General features: G+C 70.5%; 19 protein-coding genes and 1 riboswitch. Of the genes, 7 read left to right on the top strand and 12 right to left on the bottom strand.

Annotation, left to right across the window (positions count from 1 at the left end):
- The 11 genes from cobN to BM004_RS20450 are packed head-to-tail and all read right to left on the bottom strand — an operon-like array spanning position 1 to position 12,868.
- A complete protein-coding gene (gene cobN, locus BM004_RS20500; protein ID WP_256219965.1) occupies positions 1 to 4,044 on the bottom strand; it encodes a cobaltochelatase subunit CobN in 4,044 nt (1,347 codons plus the stop codon).
- Positions 4,041 to 4,424 carry a DUF2149 domain-containing protein gene (locus tag BM004_RS20495; protein WP_093216213.1) on the bottom strand — a complete coding sequence of 128 codons (384 nt, stop codon included), beginning with the start codon at positions 4,422 to 4,424 and terminating at the stop codon, positions 4,041 to 4,043. Before BM004_RS20495 ends, cobN begins: the two co-directional genes overlap by 4 nt.
- 22 nt (positions 4,425 to 4,446) lie before the next feature.
- Positions 4,447 to 4,920 carry a MotA/TolQ/ExbB proton channel family protein gene (locus tag BM004_RS20490; protein WP_093129846.1) on the bottom strand — a complete coding sequence of 158 codons (474 nt, stop codon included), beginning with the start codon at positions 4,918 to 4,920 and terminating at the stop codon, positions 4,447 to 4,449.
- Positions 4,920 to 5,603 (bottom strand): 5,6-dimethylbenzimidazole synthase, encoded by a 684-nt coding sequence (bluB, locus tag BM004_RS20485; protein ID WP_093216210.1) that lies wholly within the window; start codon positions 5,601 to 5,603, stop codon positions 4,920 to 4,922. Before bluB ends, BM004_RS20490 begins: the two co-directional genes overlap by 1 nt.
- A gap of 5 nt (positions 5,604 to 5,608) precedes the next feature.
- Complete coding sequence (gene cobO, locus BM004_RS20480) at positions 5,609 to 6,178, bottom strand: cob(I)yrinic acid a,c-diamide adenosyltransferase (protein WP_093216208.1); 570 nt, start codon at positions 6,176 to 6,178, stop codon at positions 5,609 to 5,611.
- A gap of 30 nt (positions 6,179 to 6,208) precedes the next feature.
- The gene (locus tag BM004_RS20475; protein ID WP_093216205.1) at positions 6,209 to 7,015 is read right to left on the bottom strand and encodes an ABC transporter ATP-binding protein; all 807 of its coding nucleotides are present in this window, start codon (positions 7,013 to 7,015) and stop codon (positions 6,209 to 6,211) included.
- Positions 7,012 to 8,037, bottom strand: a complete 1,026-nt coding sequence (locus tag BM004_RS20470; RefSeq protein ID WP_093216203.1) for a FecCD family ABC transporter permease — start codon at positions 8,035 to 8,037, stop codon at positions 7,012 to 7,014. The genes BM004_RS20475 and BM004_RS20470 overlap by 4 nt, the downstream gene beginning before the upstream one ends.
- Complete coding sequence (locus BM004_RS20465) at positions 8,034 to 8,930, bottom strand: ABC transporter substrate-binding protein (protein WP_177206547.1); 897 nt, start codon at positions 8,928 to 8,930, stop codon at positions 8,034 to 8,036. The genes BM004_RS20470 and BM004_RS20465 overlap by 4 nt, the downstream gene beginning before the upstream one ends.
- Positions 8,927 to 9,541: a bifunctional adenosylcobinamide kinase/adenosylcobinamide-phosphate guanylyltransferase gene (locus BM004_RS20460; RefSeq protein WP_093216200.1), complete on the bottom strand. Its 615-nt coding sequence runs from the start codon at positions 9,539 to 9,541 to the stop codon at positions 8,927 to 8,929. Before BM004_RS20460 ends, BM004_RS20465 begins: the two co-directional genes overlap by 4 nt.
- Positions 9,525 to 10,958 carry a cobyrinic acid a,c-diamide synthase CobB gene (locus tag BM004_RS20455; protein WP_093216198.1) on the bottom strand — a complete coding sequence of 478 codons (1,434 nt, stop codon included), beginning with the start codon at positions 10,956 to 10,958 and terminating at the stop codon, positions 9,525 to 9,527. Before BM004_RS20455 ends, BM004_RS20460 begins: the two co-directional genes overlap by 17 nt.
- Positions 10,943 to 12,868, bottom strand: coding sequence for a TonB-dependent receptor domain-containing protein (locus BM004_RS20450; protein WP_093216195.1), 1,926 nt, complete (start codon positions 12,866 to 12,868; stop codon positions 10,943 to 10,945). Before BM004_RS20450 ends, BM004_RS20455 begins: the two co-directional genes overlap by 16 nt.
- 98 nt (positions 12,869 to 12,966) lie before the next feature.
- Positions 12,967 to 13,225: riboswitch (cobalamin riboswitch) on the bottom strand.
- Positions 13,226 to 13,280: 55 nt separating this feature from the next.
- Between BM004_RS20450 and BM004_RS20445 the strand changes: the two genes are divergently transcribed.
- The 4 genes from BM004_RS20445 to BM004_RS20430 all read left to right on the top strand — a co-directional run bounded on the left by BM004_RS20445 (position 13,281) and on the right by BM004_RS20430 (position 16,781).
- The gene (locus BM004_RS20445) at positions 13,281 to 15,002 is read left to right on the top strand and encodes a ClcB-like voltage-gated chloride channel protein (RefSeq protein WP_093129962.1); all 1,722 of its coding nucleotides are present in this window, start codon (positions 13,281 to 13,283) and stop codon (positions 15,000 to 15,002) included.
- A gap of 103 nt (positions 15,003 to 15,105) precedes the next feature.
- Positions 15,106 to 15,330 carry a DUF904 domain-containing protein gene (locus tag BM004_RS20440; protein WP_093129838.1) on the top strand — a complete coding sequence of 75 codons (225 nt, stop codon included), beginning with the start codon at positions 15,106 to 15,108 and terminating at the stop codon, positions 15,328 to 15,330.
- A complete protein-coding gene (locus BM004_RS20435; RefSeq protein WP_093129837.1) occupies positions 15,327 to 15,662 on the top strand; it encodes a cell division protein ZapA in 336 nt (111 codons plus the stop codon). The genes BM004_RS20440 and BM004_RS20435 overlap by 4 nt, the downstream gene beginning before the upstream one ends.
- A gap of 297 nt (positions 15,663 to 15,959) precedes the next feature.
- A complete protein-coding gene (locus BM004_RS20430) occupies positions 15,960 to 16,781 on the top strand; it encodes a sulfite exporter TauE/SafE family protein (protein WP_093216367.1) in 822 nt (273 codons plus the stop codon).
- Between the two features lie 144 nt (positions 16,782 to 16,925).
- Here the strand turns inward: BM004_RS20430 and BM004_RS20425 are convergent, their stop codons facing one another.
- Entirely contained in the window at positions 16,926 to 17,888 is a 963-nt protein-coding gene (locus BM004_RS20425) for an AraC-like ligand-binding domain-containing protein (RefSeq protein ID WP_093129836.1), read from the bottom strand.
- Between the two features lie 250 nt (positions 17,889 to 18,138).
- Between BM004_RS20425 and BM004_RS20420 the strand changes: the two genes are divergently transcribed.
- The 3 genes from BM004_RS20420 (at position 18,139) to BM004_RS20410 (ending at position 21,746) form a co-directional block, all read left to right on the top strand.
- Positions 18,139 to 19,143, top strand: a complete 1,005-nt coding sequence (locus BM004_RS20420) for a carbon-nitrogen hydrolase family protein (RefSeq protein ID WP_093129835.1) — start codon at positions 18,139 to 18,141, stop codon at positions 19,141 to 19,143.
- A 28-nt stretch (positions 19,144 to 19,171) separates the two neighbouring features.
- The gene (locus BM004_RS20415; RefSeq protein ID WP_093216193.1) at positions 19,172 to 20,227 is read left to right on the top strand and encodes a phenylacetaldoxime dehydratase family protein; all 1,056 of its coding nucleotides are present in this window, start codon (positions 19,172 to 19,174) and stop codon (positions 20,225 to 20,227) included.
- A 64-nt stretch (positions 20,228 to 20,291) separates the two neighbouring features.
- Complete coding sequence (locus tag BM004_RS20410; RefSeq protein WP_093216190.1) at positions 20,292 to 21,746, top strand: serine hydrolase; 1,455 nt, start codon at positions 20,292 to 20,294, stop codon at positions 21,744 to 21,746.
- Position 21,747 lies beyond the last annotated feature (1 nt).

Raw genomic sequence — 21,747 nt, 5'->3', positions numbered from 1 at the left:
TCAGGCAGCGGCCCGGCCCCGGCGCCACTGCACCAGCGCGCCGACGGCGACGAGCAGCGCGGCACCGAGCGCGACCCCGAGCCTGAGGACGACGCTTTCGGCCTTGGGCGGCGCCTCGGCCGGTGTGGGTTCGAGCTTGAGGCCGGTGACGGGCTGGGTGCTGTCCGGCGCCGGCTCGGCTGCGGGCGTCGGCACCACGGCGGGTGCTTGTGCAGGTTCAGACACAGGCTCGGCCACCACCACCGGCGCAACGGCCGGACGCGGCTGAACCGGCCTGACTTGCGGGTGCGGGGCCGCCGGTGTCAGCTCCGCCTGCACGAAGCGCTGCACGCCCGCATTCCGCTCGCGCAGCCCGGTCGCGCTCACCGCCTCCGAGTAGGCCTTCGCCAGTTCACGGCGCGTGGCCGCGTCGGGCTTCCAGTAGTTCAGCCGCACCGCGTCGAGCATGCGTTCCAGCGTCTGCGCGAAGGCGGCGCGGTTGTCGCCTTCCAGCCATTCGCGCGTGCCCAGCTTGTACCGGTCGCGCACGTACACGTCGTGCAGCGACTGCCACTGGTCCTGCCGCACCGCGGCCGGCGCCGTGACCTGCCAGCCCCAGAGGAACTGCGCGGTCTTCAGCACCTGCAGCGTGCCGCTGTAGCCTTCGGCCTTCTGCGCCTCGATCCACTGCGGGTGCAGGTAGCGGGTCTGCATTTCGCGCGCGATGGCGCCGGCCGCGGTGTCGGTGCGCACCGCGCCGCCGTCGCGCAGGTTCTGCACGTACAGCGCCGGGTCCTTGCCCGTGAGCTGGCGCACCGCCTGCGCGATGCCGCCGAGGTACTGGAACGGGTCGTCGTTGGTCAGCACGCCGTACAGGTTGGAGCTGCGCGCCATCAGCGCCGCATCGACCTGCACCAGGTTGCCCGCGTACGCGCCGGGCCGCGCGGCGCCGTCCAGGCCCTTGCCGTAGGCGTGGCCCATGCGGTCCATGTAGAGCTGCGCCATCTGCGCGTCGCCGCCGCCGCGCTGCTGGTTCTTCCACACGTCGCTGGCGAGCGCCGCTTCTTCGAGCCCCGCCCCGTAGCTGCCCTGCTCGTTGGAGAACACGCGCGCGGTGGACCAGCGCTGCGCTTCCTGCGCCGACGCGCCTTGCGCGCGCAGCTTGCCGGCCAGGGCCTCGCTGTTTCGCGCCACCGCGTTGCCGGGCTCGCGCAAGGCGGCCACCTGCTGCACCGCCTCGTCGAGCCAGCGCATGGCGTTGGGGAACTGGTCGCGGTAGGAGCCGGTCACGCTGAGCAGCACGTCGATGCGCGGGCGCTTCAGCACCGCGGCGGGAATCACCTCGATGCCCGCAATGCGCCCGCCCTCGTCCCAGCGCGGCTTCACGCCCATGGCGTAGAAGGCCTGGCTCTCCAGCACGCCCTGGTGGCGCGAGGCCTCGCCGGCCCAGAGCGTGAAGGCGATCTTCTCGGGCGGCTTGCCGGCATGGGCCCTGGCGTGGTCGGCGATCCACGTGTCCATGGCGGCCACGCCCGCATCCCATGCGGCGCGGGTCGGTATGCGGCTGGGGTCGAAGCCGTAGAGGTTGCGGCCGGTGGGCAGGCTGTCGGGGTTGCGCACCGGGTCGCCGCCGTAGCTGGAGCGGAGGTAGCGGCCGTCGAGCGCGGTCAGCAGGCCGTCGATTTCCTCGTTGTGCGCGAGCACCGTGTCGAGCTTCTGCGCGCGCTCGGCCAGGTCCTGCAGGCGTTGCCTGTCGGCCGCGGTCCTGCCCATCGCGATGGCGGCCGGCGCATCGGCCAGCGCCAGTTCCACCCAGCGTGCGGGTTTCGAGCTGGCAACGTTCTTCGCATCGACCAGGAAGGCCTCGTCGATGTCTTCGCCCAGCGCCTCGACCAGCGGCTTGCCGAGGATCTGCAGCACCGTCATGCGCCGGCGCTGCGCATCGGGCGCCTGCCCGAAGGTCGCGAGGCCCAGCGGTTGCGCGGTCTGCGCGAGTTCGTCGAGGTACGGATGCAGCACGGCGATGAAGCCCGTGAAGTCGGCGCGGATGCGCGCGGGCGTCCATTTCAGGTCGTGGTCGTAGTGCTGCGCGACGAACTCCGCCGTCAGCTGCCGCTCCAGCGCGGTCTTCACCGGGCCGGGCGACAGCGTCTCCCAGTCGTGCATGCGCTCATGCATTTCCTGCACGCCGGGGCGAAAACCCGCGGGCACGAACATCGGCGTCGAATGGCTCACCATCGTCGCGCGCCCTCGGCGCTTGGCGGTGGTGGCCTCGCCCAGGTTGTCCATGATGTACGGGTACACGTTGGGCAGGTCGCCCAGCGCGAGCAGTGGATCGTCCTGCACCGACAGCCCGCGCTCCTTGCCCGCCGACCACTCCACCGTGCCGTGCGTGCCCACGTGCACCACCGCGCTGGCACCGAACTGCGTGCGCAGCCACAGGTAGGTGGCCAGGTAGCCGTGGCTCAGCGGAACGGCCGAGCGGTGGTAGACCTGCGCGGCCTTGTCCGCCACCTGCGTGCCGGGCTCGAAGCGCGGCGGCTGGCGCAGCACGACCACGTGGCCGAACTGCACCCTCGGAATCACGAAGGCCGGCTCGCCCGCCACCGGGCGCAGCATGGTCGACTTCTCTGGCGGGCCCCAGTAGCTTTCGATGCGCTGCTGTGTCTCGGCCGGCAGCGCGCGAAACCACGCGACATAGCGCGACAGCGGCATCGCGTCGGCAAGGTTCCTGTCGAGCAGCGGCTGCAGCTCGTCGCCCTGCCCGCCCGGGTAGTACGCCTTCATCGTCGCCTGCACCTGCGCAATCAGCCCGTCGGTGCCGGGCAGCGCGGTGCGGTAGCCGGCCGACTGCATCGCGGCCAACATGTTGTTCACGCTGCGCGGCACGTTGAGGAACGACGCGCCGAAGTTGGCCTCGCCCGGCGGGTAGTTGTAGACCAGCATCGCCACGCGCCGGTCGGCGGGCGGCGTGCGCTGCAGCCGCAGCAAGGCCGCGGCCTTGCCGGCCACGGCGTCGATCTGCGCGGGCAGCGGCTGCAGCGTGCCGGCCGCGGCGTCGCGCGCGGAGACCAGCATCGGGTCGGTCATGCCGGCCAGCTCGCTCGGACTGTAGTAGGCGGCAATGTCGGTCTGCGAGAGGCCGTCCTTGCTCTGCGCCCATTGGGCGGCGTCCATCGCCAGCGAGGGCAAGGTCTGCAGCACCGGCACGCCGATGCGCTCCAGCTCGGCCTTGCGCTCGTTCGGGTTGAACACCAGCGAGGCGTTGACGATCGCGTCGGCCACGCGCTGCTCGCCGGCATGCGTCATGCGAAAGAACAGGTCCTTCTGCTGGCGCGGGCCGTAGAAGGCGTAGGCGCGCAGGCCGCGCTGCTCGAGCGCGGCAATGAGCGCGTCGAGCCAGCCGGTGTCGTCGCCGCTGACGGTGGCGCCGTTGACCGCGATGGCGACCGTGCCGCTGCCGGGCAGCTTGTCGATGGCGGCGATGTCGGCTTCGACGCGCGGCCAGCCCGGGTGATAGAAGCCGGCCAGCGGCAGCGGCACGGGGGCCGGCAAGCCGGCGAGGTTGCCGGGTTGCGCGAGCGCCTTCATGGCCGCGCCGAGGTTGGCCGCACCGGCAAAGCGCCAGTACTCGCGCAGGCGCTGCGCCCAGGCGGCATCGACACCGCGTTCGGCCACCAACGGCGCGGCCGCCGAGGCCTGCCCCTTGGCCACCAGCGCGAACTCGCCGATCAGCACATAGGGCGTGGCACGCCGGGAGATCGCATCGCCGAAGCGTGCCGCGGCGGCTTGCGCCACGCTGATGTGCGGCGCGTCGATCACGAGCAGCGCAGCGCCTTCGAGCGCCGCGGCCAGCGTTTCAGGCGAATCCGTGGAGGCCGAGACCACCTGCAGCGGCACGCCCGCGTCCCGCGCCGCGGCCTGCAGCCGCACCACGCGCGCCGGCGACACCAGCGGCGTGCTCAGCAGCACGACCCGCGGCGCAAGCTGCTGCGCCTGCGCGGGTGCCACCACCCCCAGCACGGCCAGCACGGCCAGCAGGAACCAGAAGAAGACCCGCGTCACTTCCCGCCCTGCGCAGGCGCTGCACCTGAAGGCGCCGCACTCGCACGCACCGCATCCGCCGGCACATAGACCATCGTGCCGTCCTTCAGCCGCCAGGCCGTGCCGGCCTTCTCGCCGTCGCCCTGCCCCGTCGCGCCGCTGGCCTTGAAGCGCGTGATCTTCCGGCCTTCGCGCGTGATGATTTCCATGTCCGGCTGGCCTTCGTTGCGGATGACCGTCACCTTGTCCTGCGCGAAGGGGTTCATCGGGTTGTTGATGACCGCGATCATCAGCATGCCGATCACCACCATGAACACGTCGATCAGATTGATGGTCGACAGCACCGGATCGTCGTCGTCGCTGTCCAGGCTGCTCAAGATGGAGAACTGGCGACGGCTCATCGGCGCACCCCTGGCGCGGCGCTCATGACAGCCGGTCCCGCGCGTCCAGCACCGTCACCAGCTCGCGCATGAGCCAGCGGCGGCGCACGGTGTAGACCACGAAGGTGATCGAGGCCGAGGCCAGCGCCACGATCACGCTGGCGAACGCGGGCGCCAGGCTCTGCGCCACGCCCTGCGACTCGCCCGAGGCCACGGCCACCAGCGCCGGCCCCATCGGGATCATGGTGGCGATCAGGCCCAGCATCGGCGCCACGCGGCTGCACAGCCGCACGCCTTCGAGCTGCTTGAGCACCACCAGCTCCATCTGCTCCTGGCTGGCCTGCGCATGGCGTTGCAGCACCAGTGCGCGCAGGGGGTCGCGGCGGCGCTGCAGGTACTCGATGCCGAAGGCGCCGAGGCAGTACACGGCATACACGAAGGACAGCAGCACGCCCAGCGTCACCGGCCAGAGGAACAGGCGCGCGAGCTCGAAGAGGACGGTGTCGAAAGCCAGCATCAGGTGGGCTCCACGGGAGACGGGTTGTCGAACAGGTCCGAAGGCCGGCCCCAGCCTTCGTCGAACACCAGCGAGGCGAGCGGCTCGCGCTTGGCCCAGCGTTCGCGCTGCAGCATCGGCTCCTCGTAGAAGCCGTGCACCGGGCCCAGGCACAGCAAGGCGATGGGCTCGGCGCCTTCGGGCAGGCCGAGCAATACGGACACTTCGGCCGGATCGAACAGCGACACCCAGCCCATGCCCAGCCCCTCGGCGCGCGCCGCGAGCCACAGGTTCTGGATGGCGCACGAGGCCGAGGCCAGGTCCATCTGCGGCAGCGTGCGGCGGCCGAACACGTGCTTCTCGCGGCCGTCGGCCAGCGTCACCGCCAGCAGTTCGGCCGCGTCGAGCAGGCCCTGCACCTTCAGGCGCATAAACTCGTCCTCGCGCTCGCCCAGCGCGCGGGCGGTGAGCACGCGTTCGTGCTCGACCACGCGGTGCAGCTGCTGGCGCAGCGCCTCGCCGCGGATGCGGATGAAGCGCCACGGCTGCATGAAGCCGACGCTGGGCGCGTGGTGCGCGGCGTCGAGCAGCCGGCGCAGCACCTCGGGCGCGACCTGGCCGCCCGCAAAGTGGCGCATGTCGCGCCGCTCGTGGATGGCGCGGTAGACGCCTTTCGCCTCGCCGGCCTCGAACGCATGCGCCATCGGGTTCAGTCCTCGATGCCGCGCTGCGCCGGAATGCCGGCCTTGAACGCGTGCTTGACCATGGTCATCTCGGTCACCGTGTCGGCCAGCTCGACGATCTCGGGCGGGCAGCGGCGCCCGGTGAGGGCCACGTGCACGTGCTTCGGCCGCGCGCGCAGCGTCTCGAGCACGCCGTCGAGCGGCAGCCAGCCGTAGATCAGCGGGTAGGTGATCTCGTCGAGCACCACCAGGAAGAACTCGCCCGACAGGATCGCCGCCTTGGCCTTCTCCCAGCCGTCGCGCGCCAGCTGGCCCGAGCGCTCGAGGTCCTGGCTCTTCCAGCTGAAGCCGTCGCCGAGCCCTTCGATCGGAATGCCGATCTGCTCGAACATGCGGTGTTCGCCGAAGCGCGCGCTCGGCACCTTCATGAACTGGTAGATCTTCACGGCCTTGCCGCGGCCGTGCGCGCGCAGCGCGAGGCCGAAGGCCGCGGTGCTCTTGCCCTTGCCGTCGCCGGTGTTGACGATGACGATGCCGCGGCGTTCGCCCTCGGGCTTTTCGTAGGGCTTCTCGCTGGGGGGTGTTTCGATCTGCATGGGGAGCGGTTCCTGTGTTCTTTATGTTCTTTATCTGGGCAGCGCGATCCACTGGTCCGCCACGCGGTGCACGCGGATGCGGTGGTCGAACACCTGCTCCAGCGCGGCGTGGGTGGCGGGGTCGCTGCAGCCGCCGTGGTGCACCACGCGGCCGTGGTTCATCACCACCAGCTCGTCGGCGGCCAGCGCCATCGGCAGTTCGTGCAGCACGCTGACCACGGTCTTGCCCTCGGCCACGAGCGTGCGGGCGGTCTGCATCCAGTCGGCCTGGTGCGGCGGGTCGAGGTTGGCCAGCGGCTCGTCCATCAGCAGCAGCTCGGCCTCGACCGCGAGCGCGCGTGCCAGCAGCACGCGCTGGCGCTCGCCGCCCGACAGCTGGCCCAACGGGCGGTCGCGCCAGTCCCAAGCCTGGGTGCTTCGCAAGGCACGCTCCACGGCCTCGCGGTCGGCCGCGCTCGGTGCGGCCAGCCAGCGCTGGTGCGGCAGGCGGCCGAGCATGGCGACGTCGTAGACCATCAGGTCGTCGGCGCTGCCCTCGCCCGAGCCGCTCTGGCCCAGCCACGAGAGGCGCTGGGCGCGCGTGCGCGCGGGCACCCTGGCTTGCGCGTCGCCGAACAGCCGCACCTCGCCGCGGTGCGCGAGCAGGCCGGCCATGGCTTTCAGCAGCGTCGACTTGCCCGCGCCGTTCGGCCCGACGATGCTGGTCCAGCGCGCGGCCGAGAGCTTCAGGTCGATGTCGTGCAGCACCTCGGTCGCGCCGAGCGTGGCGCTGACGCGGCGCGCCTCGAGCGCCGGGGTTGCAGGCGCGCGGTGCGTCCGGGGCGTCCGGTCGTTCATGCCAGGCCTCCGCGCGCGCTGCGCCGGTGCATGAGCCACAGCAGGTAGCTGCCGCCGAGCACGGCCGTGAGCACGCCCACCGGCAGTTCCTGCGGTGCGATCAGCCAGCGCGCCAGCAGGTCGGCGCCCATCAGCAGCAGCCCGCCCATGAGCGCCGACAGCACGATCAGCCGCGCATGCGTGGTCTTGACGATCGAGCGCACCAGGTGCGGCGACGCCAGGCCGACGAAGGCAATGAGCCCGGTCTGCGCCACGGCCGCGCCGGTGGCCAGCGCGAGCACCACCACCAGCGCCGCGCGCATCGCGCCCAGCGGCAGGCCCAGGCTGCGCGCCGTGGCCTCGCCGAGCGCCAACCCGTCGAGCACCGGCGCCAGCGCCCAGCCGAGCAGCAGGCACACGGCGCCGACCATGGCCATCACCGCGCACGCGCTCCAGCCGACCAGGCCGGTGCTGCCGAGCACGAAGCCCTGGATGGCCTGGAGAATGTCGGCCGAGGCGATGGTGATCAGGTCCTTGGCCGCGCCCAGCACCACGCCGACGATCACGCCCGCGAGCAGCAGCCGCAGCGTCTGCTGCACGCCGCGCGCGAGCATCAGCGTGAGCATCACCGCCAGCACCGCGCCGATGAAGGCCGCGCCCGTCAGGCCGAGCCGCATCACCCACTGCGTGCTGGCGGCCGAGCCGCCGAACATCAGCAGCGCCACCGCCACGCCCAGCGAGGCGCCCGAGGCGCTGCCCAGCAGGTACGGATCGGCCAGCGGATTGCGAAACAGGCCCTGCGCCACCGCGCCCGCCAAGCCCAGCAGCGCGCCGGCCAGCCAGGCGCCGAGCGTGCGCGGCAGCCGGATGTCCCACACGATCTGCAGCGCCACCGGGTCGTGCCGCGCCGACAGCAGGCTTTCGAAACCGGTGCTGCCGATGCCAAGGCCCAGCAGCATCAGCGCGGCGCCCAGCACCAGCAGGCCCGCGCCGAGCAGCAGGACGCGGCGCAGATGGGCCGTGTGCCTCACGGCCGCGTTCACGGCTTGCCGCCCTTGCCGCCGTTGCCACTCATGTCGGCGATGCACTTCGCCATCAGCCGCGCCGCCTCGTCCATGCGCGGACCGGGGCGCACCAGCACGTCGGACTCTTCGGCGCTGAAGCGGCAGATGCGGCCCTCGCGCACCGCGCGGATGCCGGCCCAGCCCGGGCGCTGCTCCAGCCCCTGCGCGCTGCGCACGCTGACCATGATGAGGTCGGGGTTGGCGCGCACCACGTATTCGGGGTTGAGCTTGGGAAACGGGCCGAGCGAGGCCGGCACGATGTTCTTCTCGCCGAGCCGCGCGAGCGTCTCGCCGATGAACGACGACTCGCCCGCCGCGTACGGCGCGCTGTTCACCTCGAAGTACACGCGCAGCCCCTTGGCGCCGGCGGGCAGCGACTGGGCGGCGGCCGAGACGCTGGCGTCGATCACGCGCCAGACCCGGGGCGCCTCGTGCGTGCCGAGCACCTGGTCGAGCTTGTCGAGCACGCGGCGCACGTCGGCATGGCTCTTGGGTTCGAGCACCAGCACCTTCAGGCCCAGCGCCTCCAGGCGCTGCGTGACGCGCGAGGACTTGGCCAGCAGCACCGCGTCGGGCTTGAGCGCGACGATGGCCTCGACGTTCGGGTCGATGCCGCCGCCGAGCTGCGGCAGCGCCTTCACCTGCGCGGGCGAATTGGAATAGCGGTCGACGCCGATCAGCCGGTCGCACGCGCCCAGCGCGCAGACCGATTCGGTGAGTGAGGGCAGCAGCGTGACGATGCGTTGCGGCGGCTGCGGCAGGCTGACGGTGACGCCGCGCTCGTCGACGATGTCGAGGGCATGGGCGGCGAAGGCACAGAGGCTCAGGTACAGGGCCAAGCCCAGGGCGGGCAGCGAACGGAACATCTTCATGCGGCAGGTGCCTTCAGGGTCAAGGGCAGGCCGGCCGCCATCAGCGTGACGCGGTCGCAGGCAGCGGCCACGTCCTGGTTCAGGCGGCCCAGCGCGTCGACGAAGGCCCGCGTCTCGCGGCCGAGCGGAATCACGCCCAGGCCGATCTCGTTGCCCACCACCACCACCGGGCCGGGCGCGTCGCGCAGCGCCGCCATCAGCAGGCCGGCGTGCGCGGCGGGCGTGCGCGTGGCGGGGCGTGCGTCTTCGCAGGGCATCGGCATCATGAGGTTGGTGAGCCACAGCGTGAGGCAGTCGACGACCACCAGCGTCTCGGACGCGCTCTGCGTGACGATGGCGCGCGCCAGCTCGATCGGCTCCTCGATGGTGCGCATGCCGGGCACGCGCTCGGCGCGGTCGGCCTGGTGGCGCACGATGCGCTCCTGCATCTCGTCGTCGTAGGCCTGCGCGGTGGCGATCATCACGGCGCGGTGCCGGGGTGAGGCGGCGAGCCAGTCGATGGCGCGCTGCTCGCCGCGGCGCGACTTGCCGCTCTTCTGGCCGCCGAGGATGAATTCGTGGATGGCGTCGGCGGCCGTCTTCGGCTTGCCCGGCTTACTCGGCTGTGACATGGCTCTCCAGTTCGATGGGCATGGCGCCGAAAAGACGCGCGGTGGCTTCCGGGCTGGACGCGAACCACGCATGGAAATAGCTCGCGCGCACCGGGCCGTGCACGTACAGCGCCTCGCCGCCGCGCGCGCCCACGGGCTGCGTCGCGCCGGGCCGCGCCGTGTGCGCCGCGGGCGGCAGCGGCGTGTCGCACAGCGAATAGTGGAAGGTGTGGCCGCGCAGCACGTGGTTGCCGAGCACGAGCTGCTGCGGGCCGAGACCGGCCAGGCGCTTCTGCATGGTCACGCGGCCGGGCAGCAGGCCCCAGAGGCGGTGAACCTGCGCGGCGTCTTGCGTGGCGAGCTCGTCGAACAGCGCCATCATGCCGCCGCACTCGGCCCAGATGGGCTTGCCCGATGCGGCATGCGCGGCCAGCGCGTCGCGCAGCGGCGTGCAGGCGGACAGCGCCTCGGCGTGCAGCTCGGGGTAACCGCCCGGCAGCCAGACCGCATCGCAGGCCGGCAAGGTGTCGCCCGCGAGCGGCGAGAAAAAGGAAAGCGCCGCGCCCAGCGACGCGAGCACGTCGAGGTTGGCGGGGTAGATGAACGAGAAGGCCGCGTCGCGTGCGATGGCGATGGTGCGCCCGGCCAGCAAGGGCGGCACGGCCTGAGCGGCTTCAGGCGCGGGTTCGGGTTCGGGCTCGGGTTCGCGCGCCTCGAAGCGCACCTGCGGCAATTGCGCCAGCGCCATCTGGCCCAGCGGCGTGGCGGCCAGCACGTCGGCCACGGCGTCGAGCCGCGCCATCGCGTCGCCCAGTTCGTTGGCCAGCACCAGGCCCAGGTGCCGCTCGGGCAGCGTGAAGCTGGCGTCGCGCGGCAAGGCGCCCAGCCATTGCGAGGGTTCGCGCAGCGCGTCTTTCAGCATGCCCGCATGCCGCTCGCTGCCGACGCGGTTGGCCAGCACGCCGGCCCACGGCAGGCCGGGCCGGAAGTTCTGCAGCCCATAGGCCAGCGCACCGAAGGTGCCGGCCATGGCGTGCGCGTCGATCACGGCCAGCACCGGCAGGCCGAAGCGCTCGGCCAGGTCGGCCGCGCTCGGCGTGCCGTCGAACAGGCCCATCACGCCCTCGACGATCAGCAGGTCGCAGCCGGCGGCCGCCTCGCGCAGGCGCGCGCGGCAGTCGGCCTCGCCGGTCATCCACAAATCGAGCGAGTGCACGGGCGCACCGGTGGCCAGCGCCAGCCAGTGCGGGTCCAGGAAGTCGGGCCCGCACTTGAAGGCGCGCACGCGGCGGCCCTGCCGTGCGTGCAGGCGCGCGAGCGCCGCGGCGACGGTGGTCTTGCCCTGGCCCGAGGCCGGGGCAGCCACCAGCACCGCGGCGCACGCGGGCTGCCCGGCGGCACCGGGTCGTTGCGAGGGTTGGTTTATTGAGGCGTCCACTTGAGACCGACGTACGCGGTGCGGCCTGCATTGGCATACAGCCGCGCGAACTGGTAGTCCTTGTTGCCCACATTGTCGACGCGCGCCACCAGGTTCAGGTCGCGCGTGATCCTGGTGCTGGCCGACAGGTTCAGCAGCGTGTAGCCGCCGAGCCTGACCGCGTTGGCCGCGTCGTCGTAGCGACGGCCCGAGGTCTGCACCTCGGCGCCCAGCGTCCAGCCGGCCACGCGCCAGTCGGCACCGAGGGTGGCGTGGCGCTGCGCGCGGCGCGCCAGCAGGTTGTGCGTGGCCTCGTCGCGCGGGTCCTGGAAGTCGACCGAGCCGCGCAGCGTGACGTCGCCCAGGCGCTGGCTGCCCGACAGCGTCGCGCCCTGGTAGCGGGCGCGCGCGGTGCTCGAGTAGCAGCCGAACGACGAGGCGCAGCCGGTGGCCGAGCCGTCGAACACGATCAGGTTGCGCACGCGGTTCTTGTAGACCACGATGCCCGCCTGCGTGCCGCCGTCGGTGTATTGCAGGCCCAGCTCGGCGTTGCGGCTCGACTCGGGCTTGAGCGTGGGCAGGCCGTACTCGCTGAAGCGCTGGTACAGCGTGGGCACGCGGAAGGCGGTGCCGGCCGACGCCGTGAAGCGCAGCGCCGGCGTGATGGCGTAGCCGTAGGCCGCGCTGCCGGTGGTCTTGCCGCCGAACTCGCTGTCCTTGTCGTGGCGCACGTGCAGCTGCAGCGAGTGCGGGCCCTGCACGAAGCCGTAGCCCAGCGAGATGGCGTCCTGCGAACGGTCGCGCGAGAGCAGCTTGGCCGAGGTGGTGGGCGCGTTCTCGAGCGCGTCTTCGCGGCGCTCGAAGGTGGCCGAGACCAGGTGCGGGCCGAAGCGGAACTCGTTCTGGAACAGGTAGCCGCGCAGGTTGGTTTCGGTGCGGTAGAACGAAGGCTGCGTCTTGTAGACCGACTGCGAATCGGTCACCTGCACGCGCGTGCTGTAGATGTCGTTCCACCTGGCCGACCAGGTCAGGCCGGCGGTGCGCAGCGTGTTGTTCGACTCGTCCTCGCGGAACAGGATCGGCAGCTTGGTCTTGTAGGCCACCGAGGGGTCGTAGGCGGCCGTGGTGTCGCTGGTGAGCAGCGTGGCCTCGATGCGCTGGTCGGGCGTGATCTGCAGGCCCAGCTTCACGTTGCCCGAGGTGCTGTGGTAGCCGTCGCGGTCGGGGTTGGTGAAGCCGTCTTTCACCACGTTGCGCTTTTCCACCGGCTGCAGGTTGTAGCCCTTGCTTTCCTCGTGCGCCACGCCGAACGAGTAATCGAACAGGCCCGACTTGCCGCTCACGCCGCCTTCGATCTTGCGCAGGCCGTTGCTGCCGAAGCCGATGCCGGCGTAGGGGCGCACGCCCTCTTCGCCGCGCCGGGTGAACAGCTGGATCACGCCGCCCACGGCGTCGGAGCCGTACACCGCGGCGGCCGGGCCGCGCAGCACTTCGATGCGGTCGATCTGCGACAGCGGAATGCCTTCCCAGCCGGCACCGCCGGTGGATTGCGAGTCGATGCGCACGCCGTCCAGGTAGACGGCGGTGAAGCGCGTTTCCGCGCCGCGGATGAACAGACTGGTGGTGTTGCCCACGCCGCCGGTGCGCGAGATCTCGATGCCGGGCAGGCGCGAGAGCACGTCGGCCACGCCGGTCGCGCCGCTGCGTTCGATGGCCTGGCGGTCGACGATGGACACATCGCCCACCAGCTCCGACAGCGGCTGCGGCGTGCGGTTGGCCGTGACCACCGTTTCGACCAGCGCGGGGGTTTCCTGCGCATGGGCCACGCCACCGAAAGCGCCGAAGGCGGACACCAGCGCCAGCGGCAGGCAGGCGACACGGAGACGGCGCGCAGGAGCGCTACCGCGTGAAAAGCAAACGTGGGAAATCATGAATGAACCGAACGAACGTCAATGCCCCTCGCCGGCCTCCCCGCCGGCGCCACGGGGCGCCATGGCTGCCTGGTGCACGACCTTCATTCGTCGATGCATGCGGCAGCCGCCTTGTTGGCCGGTATCCGGGCTGGCAGAACGACCCCCACCGCCTTCCCAGGCACCTGTTTCAGGGCGCCCAGTGGCTTGGATGGAAAGGGGTTGGCGCCTTGCGGCGCCGTCTGCTTGACCGTTGCGGGGGCAGCGCAGGCGGCTTCGGCCGGGTCCCGATGCGAATTCGGGGGGCGTCCACTCCTGCTTCCCGTTGAACTGCGCCGTGTGAACCACGCCGCGAGCACCAACGGGCGGCATTTTAGGCCCTGGCGATCGCGTTTTAAGTCGAAAGTTGCGCTCGCCGCTAACATCGATGCCCATGATGCGGCCCGCCACGGTTTTCCTGAATCTTCGTTCGGCGCTGCAGCGCCTCTTTGGTGTTTCCGGCTGGCAATCGATGCTGCTGTGGTCGATCGTGGCGGGGCTGCTGGGCACGCTGGCCACCGAACTCTTTCGCGCGGCGCTCTATCACTTCGAGCACCTGTTCCTCGGACCCGGCGACGGGCTGGTGGCCATGGCCAAGAGCCTGCCGTGGTGGGCGCGCGTCGCCTGCCCCGCGCTCGGCGGGCTGGTGGCCGGCGGACTGCTGGTGCTCGCCAGACGCGTGGCCGTGCGCAGCGCCACCTCCGACTACATGGAAGCCATCGTGCTCGGCGACGGGCGCATTCCGGTGGCGCAGACGCTGGTGCGCAGTGCGTCGTCGCTGGTCAGCATCGGCACCGGCGGCTCGATCGGGCGCGAAGGCTCGATGGTGCAGCTGGCGGCGCTCGCGGCCTCGCTGCTGGGGCGCGTGTGCCGCTTTCCGGTCGAGCGGCTGCGGCTGCTGGTGGCCTGCGGCGCGGCGGCGGGCCTGACCGCGGCCTACAACGCGCCCATTGCGGGCGCCTTCTTCGTCGCGGAAATCGTGCTGGGTTCCATCGCGATGGAAAGCGTGGGGCCGATCATCATCGCCTCGGTGGTCGCCAACGTGGCGATGCGCGCGCTGCCCGGCTACCAGCCGCCGTACAAGATGCCGGCCTTCCCCGAGATCCACGGCACCGAGGTGGTGCTGTTCTGCGTGCTGGGCGTGCTGCTGGGCTTTGCGGCCGTCGGCTTCCTGCGCGCGCTGCAGGGCAGCCGCGCGCTGTTCTCGCGGCTGCCGCTGGCGCTGCCCTTGCGGCTGGCGCTGGGCGGGCTGCTGATGGGCGCGATCTCGGTGCCCATGCCGGAGGTCTGGGGCAACGGCTACAGCGTGGTCAACGCGGTGCTGCACACGCCATGGCCGTGGGCGCTCATTGCGATGGTGCTGGTCGCCAAGACCGCGGCCACGCTGGCCACGGCGGGCTCGGGCGCGGTGGGCGGCGTGTTCACGCCGGCGCTGTTCTTCGGCTGCATGGTGGGGGCGCTGTTCGGCCAGGGCGTGCAGGCGCTGTGGCCGGCCGCTACTTCAGCGCCGTTCGCCTATGCCATCGTCGGCATGGGCGCATTCCTGGCGGGTGCCACGCAGGCACCGCTGATGGCGATCCTGATGATCTTCGAGATGACGCTGAGCTACCAGGTCATGCTGCCGCTGATGGCGGCCAGCGTCATCGCGTACTTCGTGGCGCGCTCGGCCAACGCGGGCTCGATGTACGAGATCACGCTGCGGCGCAACGAGCAGCGCGACACGCAGCTGCGCCTGCGCGGGCTGCACATGCGCGACCTGGTGCAGCCGGCCGAGACGGTGGTCGGCCCCGGGGCCGACCGCGAGGCGATGAGCAGGCTCTTCCTGCAGCACCCGGTGAAGTACCTGTACGTGGTCGACGCGAGCAACCGCTACCTGGGCGTGGTGCCGCTGTCGGCGCTGGGCACCGCGCCAGAGGAAACCACGGCGGGCGCCCTGCTCTCGCAGGCCATCCTGCCGATTGCCGCCGACACCGGGCTGGGCGAGGCGCTGCAGCGCTTCCTCGACCACCTGGGCGAGCGGCTGCCGGTGATCGAGAGCGCGCAAGACCCCGTGCTGCTCGGTGTCGTTGCCAAGAGCGCGCTGCTGGCCACCTACGTGCGGCTGAGCGAGCCATGAAAGGTTTGATCGGCGGGCTGCGAAGCCGCAGAATCCCGAGCACGCCGGGCGCCGCGCCCAGCCTCGGCGGGACCGATTTCCCGGGAAACTACAATCGCCAACCATGCCCGCCTCCAGCCCTATCGACCAGATCGCCGAGCGTGTCGAACGCCTGCTCGTGCGTCACGAAGAGGTGCAGCGCACCAATGCGCTGTTGCAGGAACAGGTCGATGCGCTCACGCGCGAACGCGACGCCCTGAAGTCGCGCCTCGCCGCCGCCCGCACGCGCCTGGACGCACTGCTGGAACGGTTGCCGGCTGAACCACCTTCCCAAGACTCCCCCGCATGAAGCAGATTGAAGTACAGATCATGGGCCAGAGCTATTTGCTCGGCTGTCCCGATGGCGGCGAGGCGCAGCTGCGCGAAGCCGTCGACCGCGTGGACGCGGCCATGTGCAAGATCCGTGATGCAGGAAAAGTCAAGGCCCGCGACCGCATCGCGGTGCTCGCGTCGCTGAACCTCGCGTTCGACCTCGCCGCGCAACAGGCCGCTATCGCCGCTGCCGCCGCGGCGCCCGCACCGGTTGCCGCCGCTGCAGATACCACCGAAACAGACCCCAAGGCCGGGCAGCTCATTCAAAGACTCGATCAGGCACTGGCCGGCGATGGACATTTGCTCTGAATGAGCGCGGCGGACGCATACGGGGCGTAAAATCCGCCTTGTCTGCAGACGTGTCGGGCTTAATATTTCCTTGTTCCAATGCTCTCCGGAGCCGGGCTTGGTACATCGCTAGACGGGCGTGATCATCTCGCGTCAGATGAACCCGAAGTCTTGCTGCCCTCGCCCACCTGAACCCTGGTTCAGGATGCGGGTCCGGCACACCATCTGCAGACACCTATTCCGGCCACGGCCCCTTGCACCAGTTGCACGGGGCCGTTGCTTTTTCCAGAAGCACTTTTTTTCGACGCCACCGTGAACATCGCTGAACTGCTCGACCCCCTGCTGATCGCCGAACTCGCCGCCCTCGGCCTGGGCACCGGTTTCCTCGCGGGCCTGCTGGGCATCGGCGGCGGCATGCTGATGGTGCCGTTCATCACGATCATCATGGGCCAGCGCGGCGTGCCGGCCGACCTCGCGGTGAAGATGGCCATCGCGACCTCGATGGCCACGATCATCTTCACCTCGGTGTCGAGCGTGCGCGCGCACCACAAGCGCGGCGCGGTCCGCTGGGACATCGTGCAGCGCCTGTCGCCCGGCATCGTCATCGGCAGCCTCGTGGGCAGCCTGGGCGTGTTCGCGCTGCTCAAGGGCACGGCGCTGGCGATCTTCTTCGCGCTGTTCGTCGGCTTCTCGGCCACGCAGATGTTCATCGACAAGAAACCCAAGCCCACGCGGCAGATGCCCGGCACCGGCGGGCAGCTTGCGGCGGGCGGCGCCATCGGCTTCATCTCGGGCCTGGTGGGCGCGGGCGGCGGTTTCATCAGCGTGCCGTTCATGACGTGGTGCAACGTGGCCATCCACAACGCGGTGGCGACCAGCGCGGCGCTGGGCTTTCCGATCGCGGTGGCCAACGTGCTGGGCTACGTCATCAGCGGCCAGTCGGCCCAGGGCCTGCCGGCCGGCTCGTTCGGCTACATCTGGCTGCCCGCGCTGGCGGTGATTGCCGCGTGCAGCGTGTTCACCGCGCCGCTGGGCGCGAAGGCGGCGCACAGCCTGCCGGTGAAGAAGCTCAAGCGCGTGTTCGCGACCATCCTGTACCTGCTGGCGACGTACATGCTCTGGAAGGGCCTGCACGGCTGAGCCGAGCTGATCCGAGCTGGCCGAACAGGGCATGGGCAACTGCACCGTCGACGCTTCGGCCGCGCGCCGATGGGTTCGGTCGCCACCCAGGTGATCGCAGAGACCAACACCACGGTGCTGCTGGTCCGGTAAAAAGACCGGTCGTTACTGCACGCGCTGCTGCCGCCACTCGCGCGGCGAGCAGCCGAAGCGCTCGCGGAACGCGCGGCTGAAATGCGCCGCGTCGTTGAAGCCCCGGCCGTACGCAATTTCCGCCACCGGGCGCCCCGCCAGCCGCGGCTCCAGCAGGTCGCGGCTGCATGCCTCGAGCCGGCGCTCCCAGATGTACTGCGCGGGCGTCAGCGGCTCGCTCTTGAACACGCGGTGGATGTGGCTCACCGACACGCCCAGCCCGGTTGCCAGCGTGCCCACCGACAGCAAAGGATCGGCCAGTTGCTCGTCGATGCGCCGCTTCACGCGCGCCAGGTGGTACGCCGTGAGGTTGCTCAGCGCCGGCGCGCGTGCCGCGGGCAGCGTCTGCAGGCCCGCCACCAGGATGTTCTGCACGCCGTTGGCCACCGCCAATGCCGAGGCGGGCTGCAGCGTGTCGATGTCCTCGCGCAGCGTGCGGATCATGCCCAGCAGCAGGTGCCCCGCGCCTTCGCGCCCTGACACCGTGGTGGCCGTCAGCGCCTCGGTGTCGCGCAACTCGCTGCGCAGGCGCTCGCCGGGCAGCTTGAGCACGATCTGCTCGAAGGCCTCCTCGAACAGCAGCTCGTAGGGCCGCGTGCTGTCGTACAGCGCGAAGTCGCCGGCCGCCAGCACGGCGTCGCGCCCGTCCTGGCGCACCACGCCCTGGCCGCGCGCCTGGATGCTCACCAGAAAGTAATCGTCGCTCGACTTCGCGATGTGGCCCGGCGTGCGCATCACCTTCTGCGGCCCCGAGGTGACCACCGACATGTCGAGGCTGGGCAGCGTGTGCTGTCGGATGCTGCCCGCGAAATCGCCGTTGCCGTCCTCGTGCACCGCATCGCACTCGAGCTGCACGTAGACGTTGCAGATCATGTCGGTCCAGTAGGCGAGCCGCTGGTCGCGGGAGACGGCATCGGTGCTGAGCAGTTGGGTCATCGTGGTTCCTCGGAAAGCCTGAAAGCAACGGCAAGCACTGGAAGCGCTTCAAGGGCCGTGAAACGCCTCGGCAAGGCGGCATGCAACGCTGGAACAAGAACGCCGCCAATCCGGGTCAAGGCATTCCGGCGGCGCGAATCTACGCTTCAAGCAACCCGCATGCCACAGCGCAAACCCGGTGCGCCAGCCACGCGGACCCTTACGTTCCTTGCTTTTTCATTGCACTTTCATTCGCACCAGGAGAACCGACATGCCCACGACCGTCCACCCCAAGCTGCGCGTTGCCGCCGTGCAGGCCGCCCCCGTGTTCCTCGACCTCGACGGCACCATCGACAAGACCATCGACCTGATGGCGCAGGCCGCGAAGCAAGGCGTGCAGCTCATCGCGTTCCCCGAAACGTGGATCCCGGGCTACCCCTGGTGGATCTGGCTCGACTCGCCGGCCTGGGGCATGCAGTTCGTGCAGCGCTACCACGACAACTCGCTGGTCATCGGCTCGGCCGAGTTCGACCGGCTGAAGGCGGCGGCGCGCAAGCACAAGATCTGGCTGTCGTTCGGCTTCAGCGAAAAGGCCGCGGGCAGCCTCTACATTGCGCAGGCGCTCATCGACGACCAGGGCCACACGGTGCAGACGCGCCGCAAGCTCAAGCCCACGCACGTGGAGCGCACCGTGTTCGGCGAGGGCGACGGCTCCGACCTGCACGTGGTGGAAACGCCCATCGGCAACATCGGCTCGCTGTGCTGCTGGGAGCACCTGCAGCCGCTCAGCAAGTACGCCATGTACTCGCAGAACGAGCAGATCCACTGCGGCGCGTGGCCGAGCTTCTCGCTCTACCGCGGCGCGGCCTATGCGCTGGGCCACGAGGTCAACAACGCCGCGAGCCAGGTGTACGCGGTCGAGGGCGGCTGCTTCGTCATCGCGCCCTGCGCCACGGTGTCGAAGGCCATGAGCGAGCTGATGTGCACCGACGCCGGCAAGCAGCAGATGCTGGGCACCGGCGGCGGCCATGCGCGCATCTACGCGCCCGACGGCTCGCCGCTGGGCACGCCGCTTGCGCAAGACGAGGAAGGCCTGCTCATCGCCGACATCGACCTCGGCATGATCTCGCTCGCCAAGGCGGCGGCCGACCCGAGCGGCCACTACTCGCGCCCCGACGTCACGCAGCTGCTGCTGAACAAGACGCGCCGCGAGCCGGTGGTGGTGCAGCTCACGCCGGAGCCCGAGGGCAGCGCGGCCGAGCCGGTCGTGGCCTGAGTCCCGGGCACATGAAAGGAGCTTCGCCATGGAATCCGCCATTGCCGACCACCTGAAGTGCCCGCGCACACGCCACCGCCGCGTGGAAGACGACTACACGCCGCCCTACCCCGTGTGGTCGGCCCGCGCGCCCGCCGAACTGAAGCAGGTGGTGATGGGCTACTTCGGCGTGCAGTCGCGCGGCGCGTCCATGCAGGGCCGCGCCTGCGCCGCGCTGATGAAGATCGCCCGCGACTTCGCCCTGCCCGACGGTCCCGGCCACCACGACCTGACGCACCACGTCGATGCCGACGGCTTCGACAACATGATCGCCATCGCGTACTGGCGCGACGCCGCGGCCTACGCACGCTGGTGCGCCACGCCGGCCGTCGATGCCTGGTGGCGCTCCGGCGAGCGGCTCTCCGAAGGCCTGGGCTACTTCCGCGAAGTGGCGTCGCCGCGCGTCGAACACTTCGAGACCATGTTCAACACGCCCGACCGCTTCGAGGGCGTGGGCGTGGTGATGGGCGAGGTCAGCGGCGAGCTGCAGGAGCACGGCTACTGGGGATCGATGCGCGACCGCATCCCGCTCTCGCAGACCGATGCGATGGCGCCTTCGGGCACGCGCGCGGTGATCGCGGGCGCGCCGGCTCCGGGCCAGCGCGTGCGCGTGGCGGGCCACGAGAACATCGCGATGATCCGCTCGGGCCAGGAGTGGACCGACACCACCGGCCAGGAACGCGCGCTCTACCTCGACGACATGGAACCCGTGCTGCGCGAAGGCATGGACTTCCTGCGCGACCAGGGCCTGGGCATCGGCTGTTACAGCAACCGCTACATGCACCACCTCGACGCGCAGGGCGCACCGCTGCAGAAATCCTTCGGCCTGAGCTACTGGCGCTCGCTGGCCGACATGGAGCGCTGGGCCGAGTCGCACCCCACGCACGTGGCCATCTTCGGCAGCTTCATGCGCTACGTGCAGGCGCTGAACTTCCAGCTGCAGCTGCGCGTGTACCACGAGGTGTCGGTGCTGAAGGCCGACGAGCAGAGCTACGAGTACATCAACTGCCACGCGCGCAGCGGGCTGATGAACGGCATGGCCTGAACGCCTCGCGTGCGGCGGGGATGGCTTAGCATCTCGGGCCCTATCCGAACGGCAAGGACCCGACATGTGGAGCGATCTCGAGAGGCTGGTCGAAGCCTCGATGCAGGAGTGGAAGATTCCCGGCCTGGCGTTGGCGGTGATTCGCGACGGCGAGGTGGTGCTGCAGCAGGGCTACGGCGTGCGCGACATGAGCGGCATGAGTGGCATGGAGCCGGTGACGCCCGACACGCAGTTCCTGCTGTGCTCCATCACCAAGTCTTTCACCGCGGCCGGCCTGGGCCTGCTGGTCGACGAAGGCAAGCTCGAGTGGAACCGCCCGGTGCGCGAGGTGATTCCCGAGTTCCGCCTGCACGATGCGCTGGCGACCGAGCGCCTCACCGTGCGCGACCTGCTGTGCCACCGCAGCGGCCTGCCGCGCCACGACTGGGTGCACATGCCCGGCGACCTTGGCGGCGCGCAGATGCTGCCGCTGCTGCGCCACCTTGCGCCGAGCCGCGAGTTGCGCGACACCTTCCAGTATTCGAACCTGGGCTACATGGTGGCGGGCATGGTCACGGAGCGCATCAGCGGCCGAAGCTGGGAAGACTTCACCACCGAACGCCTGCTCGCGCCGCTGGGCTTCAATGACTTCGGCTTCACCATCGAGGCGCTGGCCGCCGCCGGCAATGCGGCCCGCCCGCATGTGATCGTCAGCGACGAATGCACGCCCTCCCCGCTGTGGCCGATACGCACCACGGCCGGCGGCGGCATGAACGTGTCGGTGGCCGACGTCGCGAAATGGGCGCGCTTCCTGCTGGACGACGGCAAGGTGAACGGGCGGCAGTTGCTGTCCGCCAAGTCGCTGCGCGAGATGTGCACGCCGCACGTGCACGTGGGCCGCTCCGAGCACGCGGAAATCGGCGACTCGCACTACGGCTTCGGCCTGTTCTGCGAGAACTACCGCGGCGACCGCACCTTCTCGCATTCGGGCTCATGGCTGGGCTGGGGCACGCTCATGACGGTGATGCCCGAGCGCCACACCGGCGTGGTGGTGCTGACCAACCGCGCGCCCAGCGTCGTCACGTCGATGCTGACCTATGCGGTGTTCGACCAAGTCAGCGGGCGCGAGCCTGTCGACTGGTTAGCCCGCCTGATGCCGAAGCGCCGCGAATTCATCGGGCAGCAGAAGAAGGAGCGCGACGCCCGCGAAGACAAGCGCCGCAGCGGCACGCAGCCCAGCCATGCACTCGACGAATACGCGGGCGTGTACGCGCATCCGGCCTACGGCCCCATCGAGATCACGCGCGAAGCCGAGGGTCTCGCCTGGCGCTGGCGCACCTTCTCGGGCCCCCTCGCGCACTGGCACTACGACGTGTTCACCACGCCTTACCGCCCGGTGGAGTTCCACCCCGACGAGCTGGCGCTGAGCTTCCTCTACGACCGCGAAGGCCGCATCGACCGCATCGCGGCGCCGTTCGAGCCCGCGGTGGCGGACATCGTGTTCCAGCGTGTCGAGGGCACGCCTGGAACAAGAACCTAGG

This window comes from Variovorax sp. OK212 (genome assembly GCF_900112425.1).
In the GTDB taxonomy this organism is placed as follows: Bacteria; Pseudomonadota; Gammaproteobacteria; order Burkholderiales; family Burkholderiaceae_C; genus Variovorax.
The sequence above is the reverse complement of the archived record's forward strand: the minus strand, read 5'-3'. Positions and strand labels throughout refer to the sequence as shown.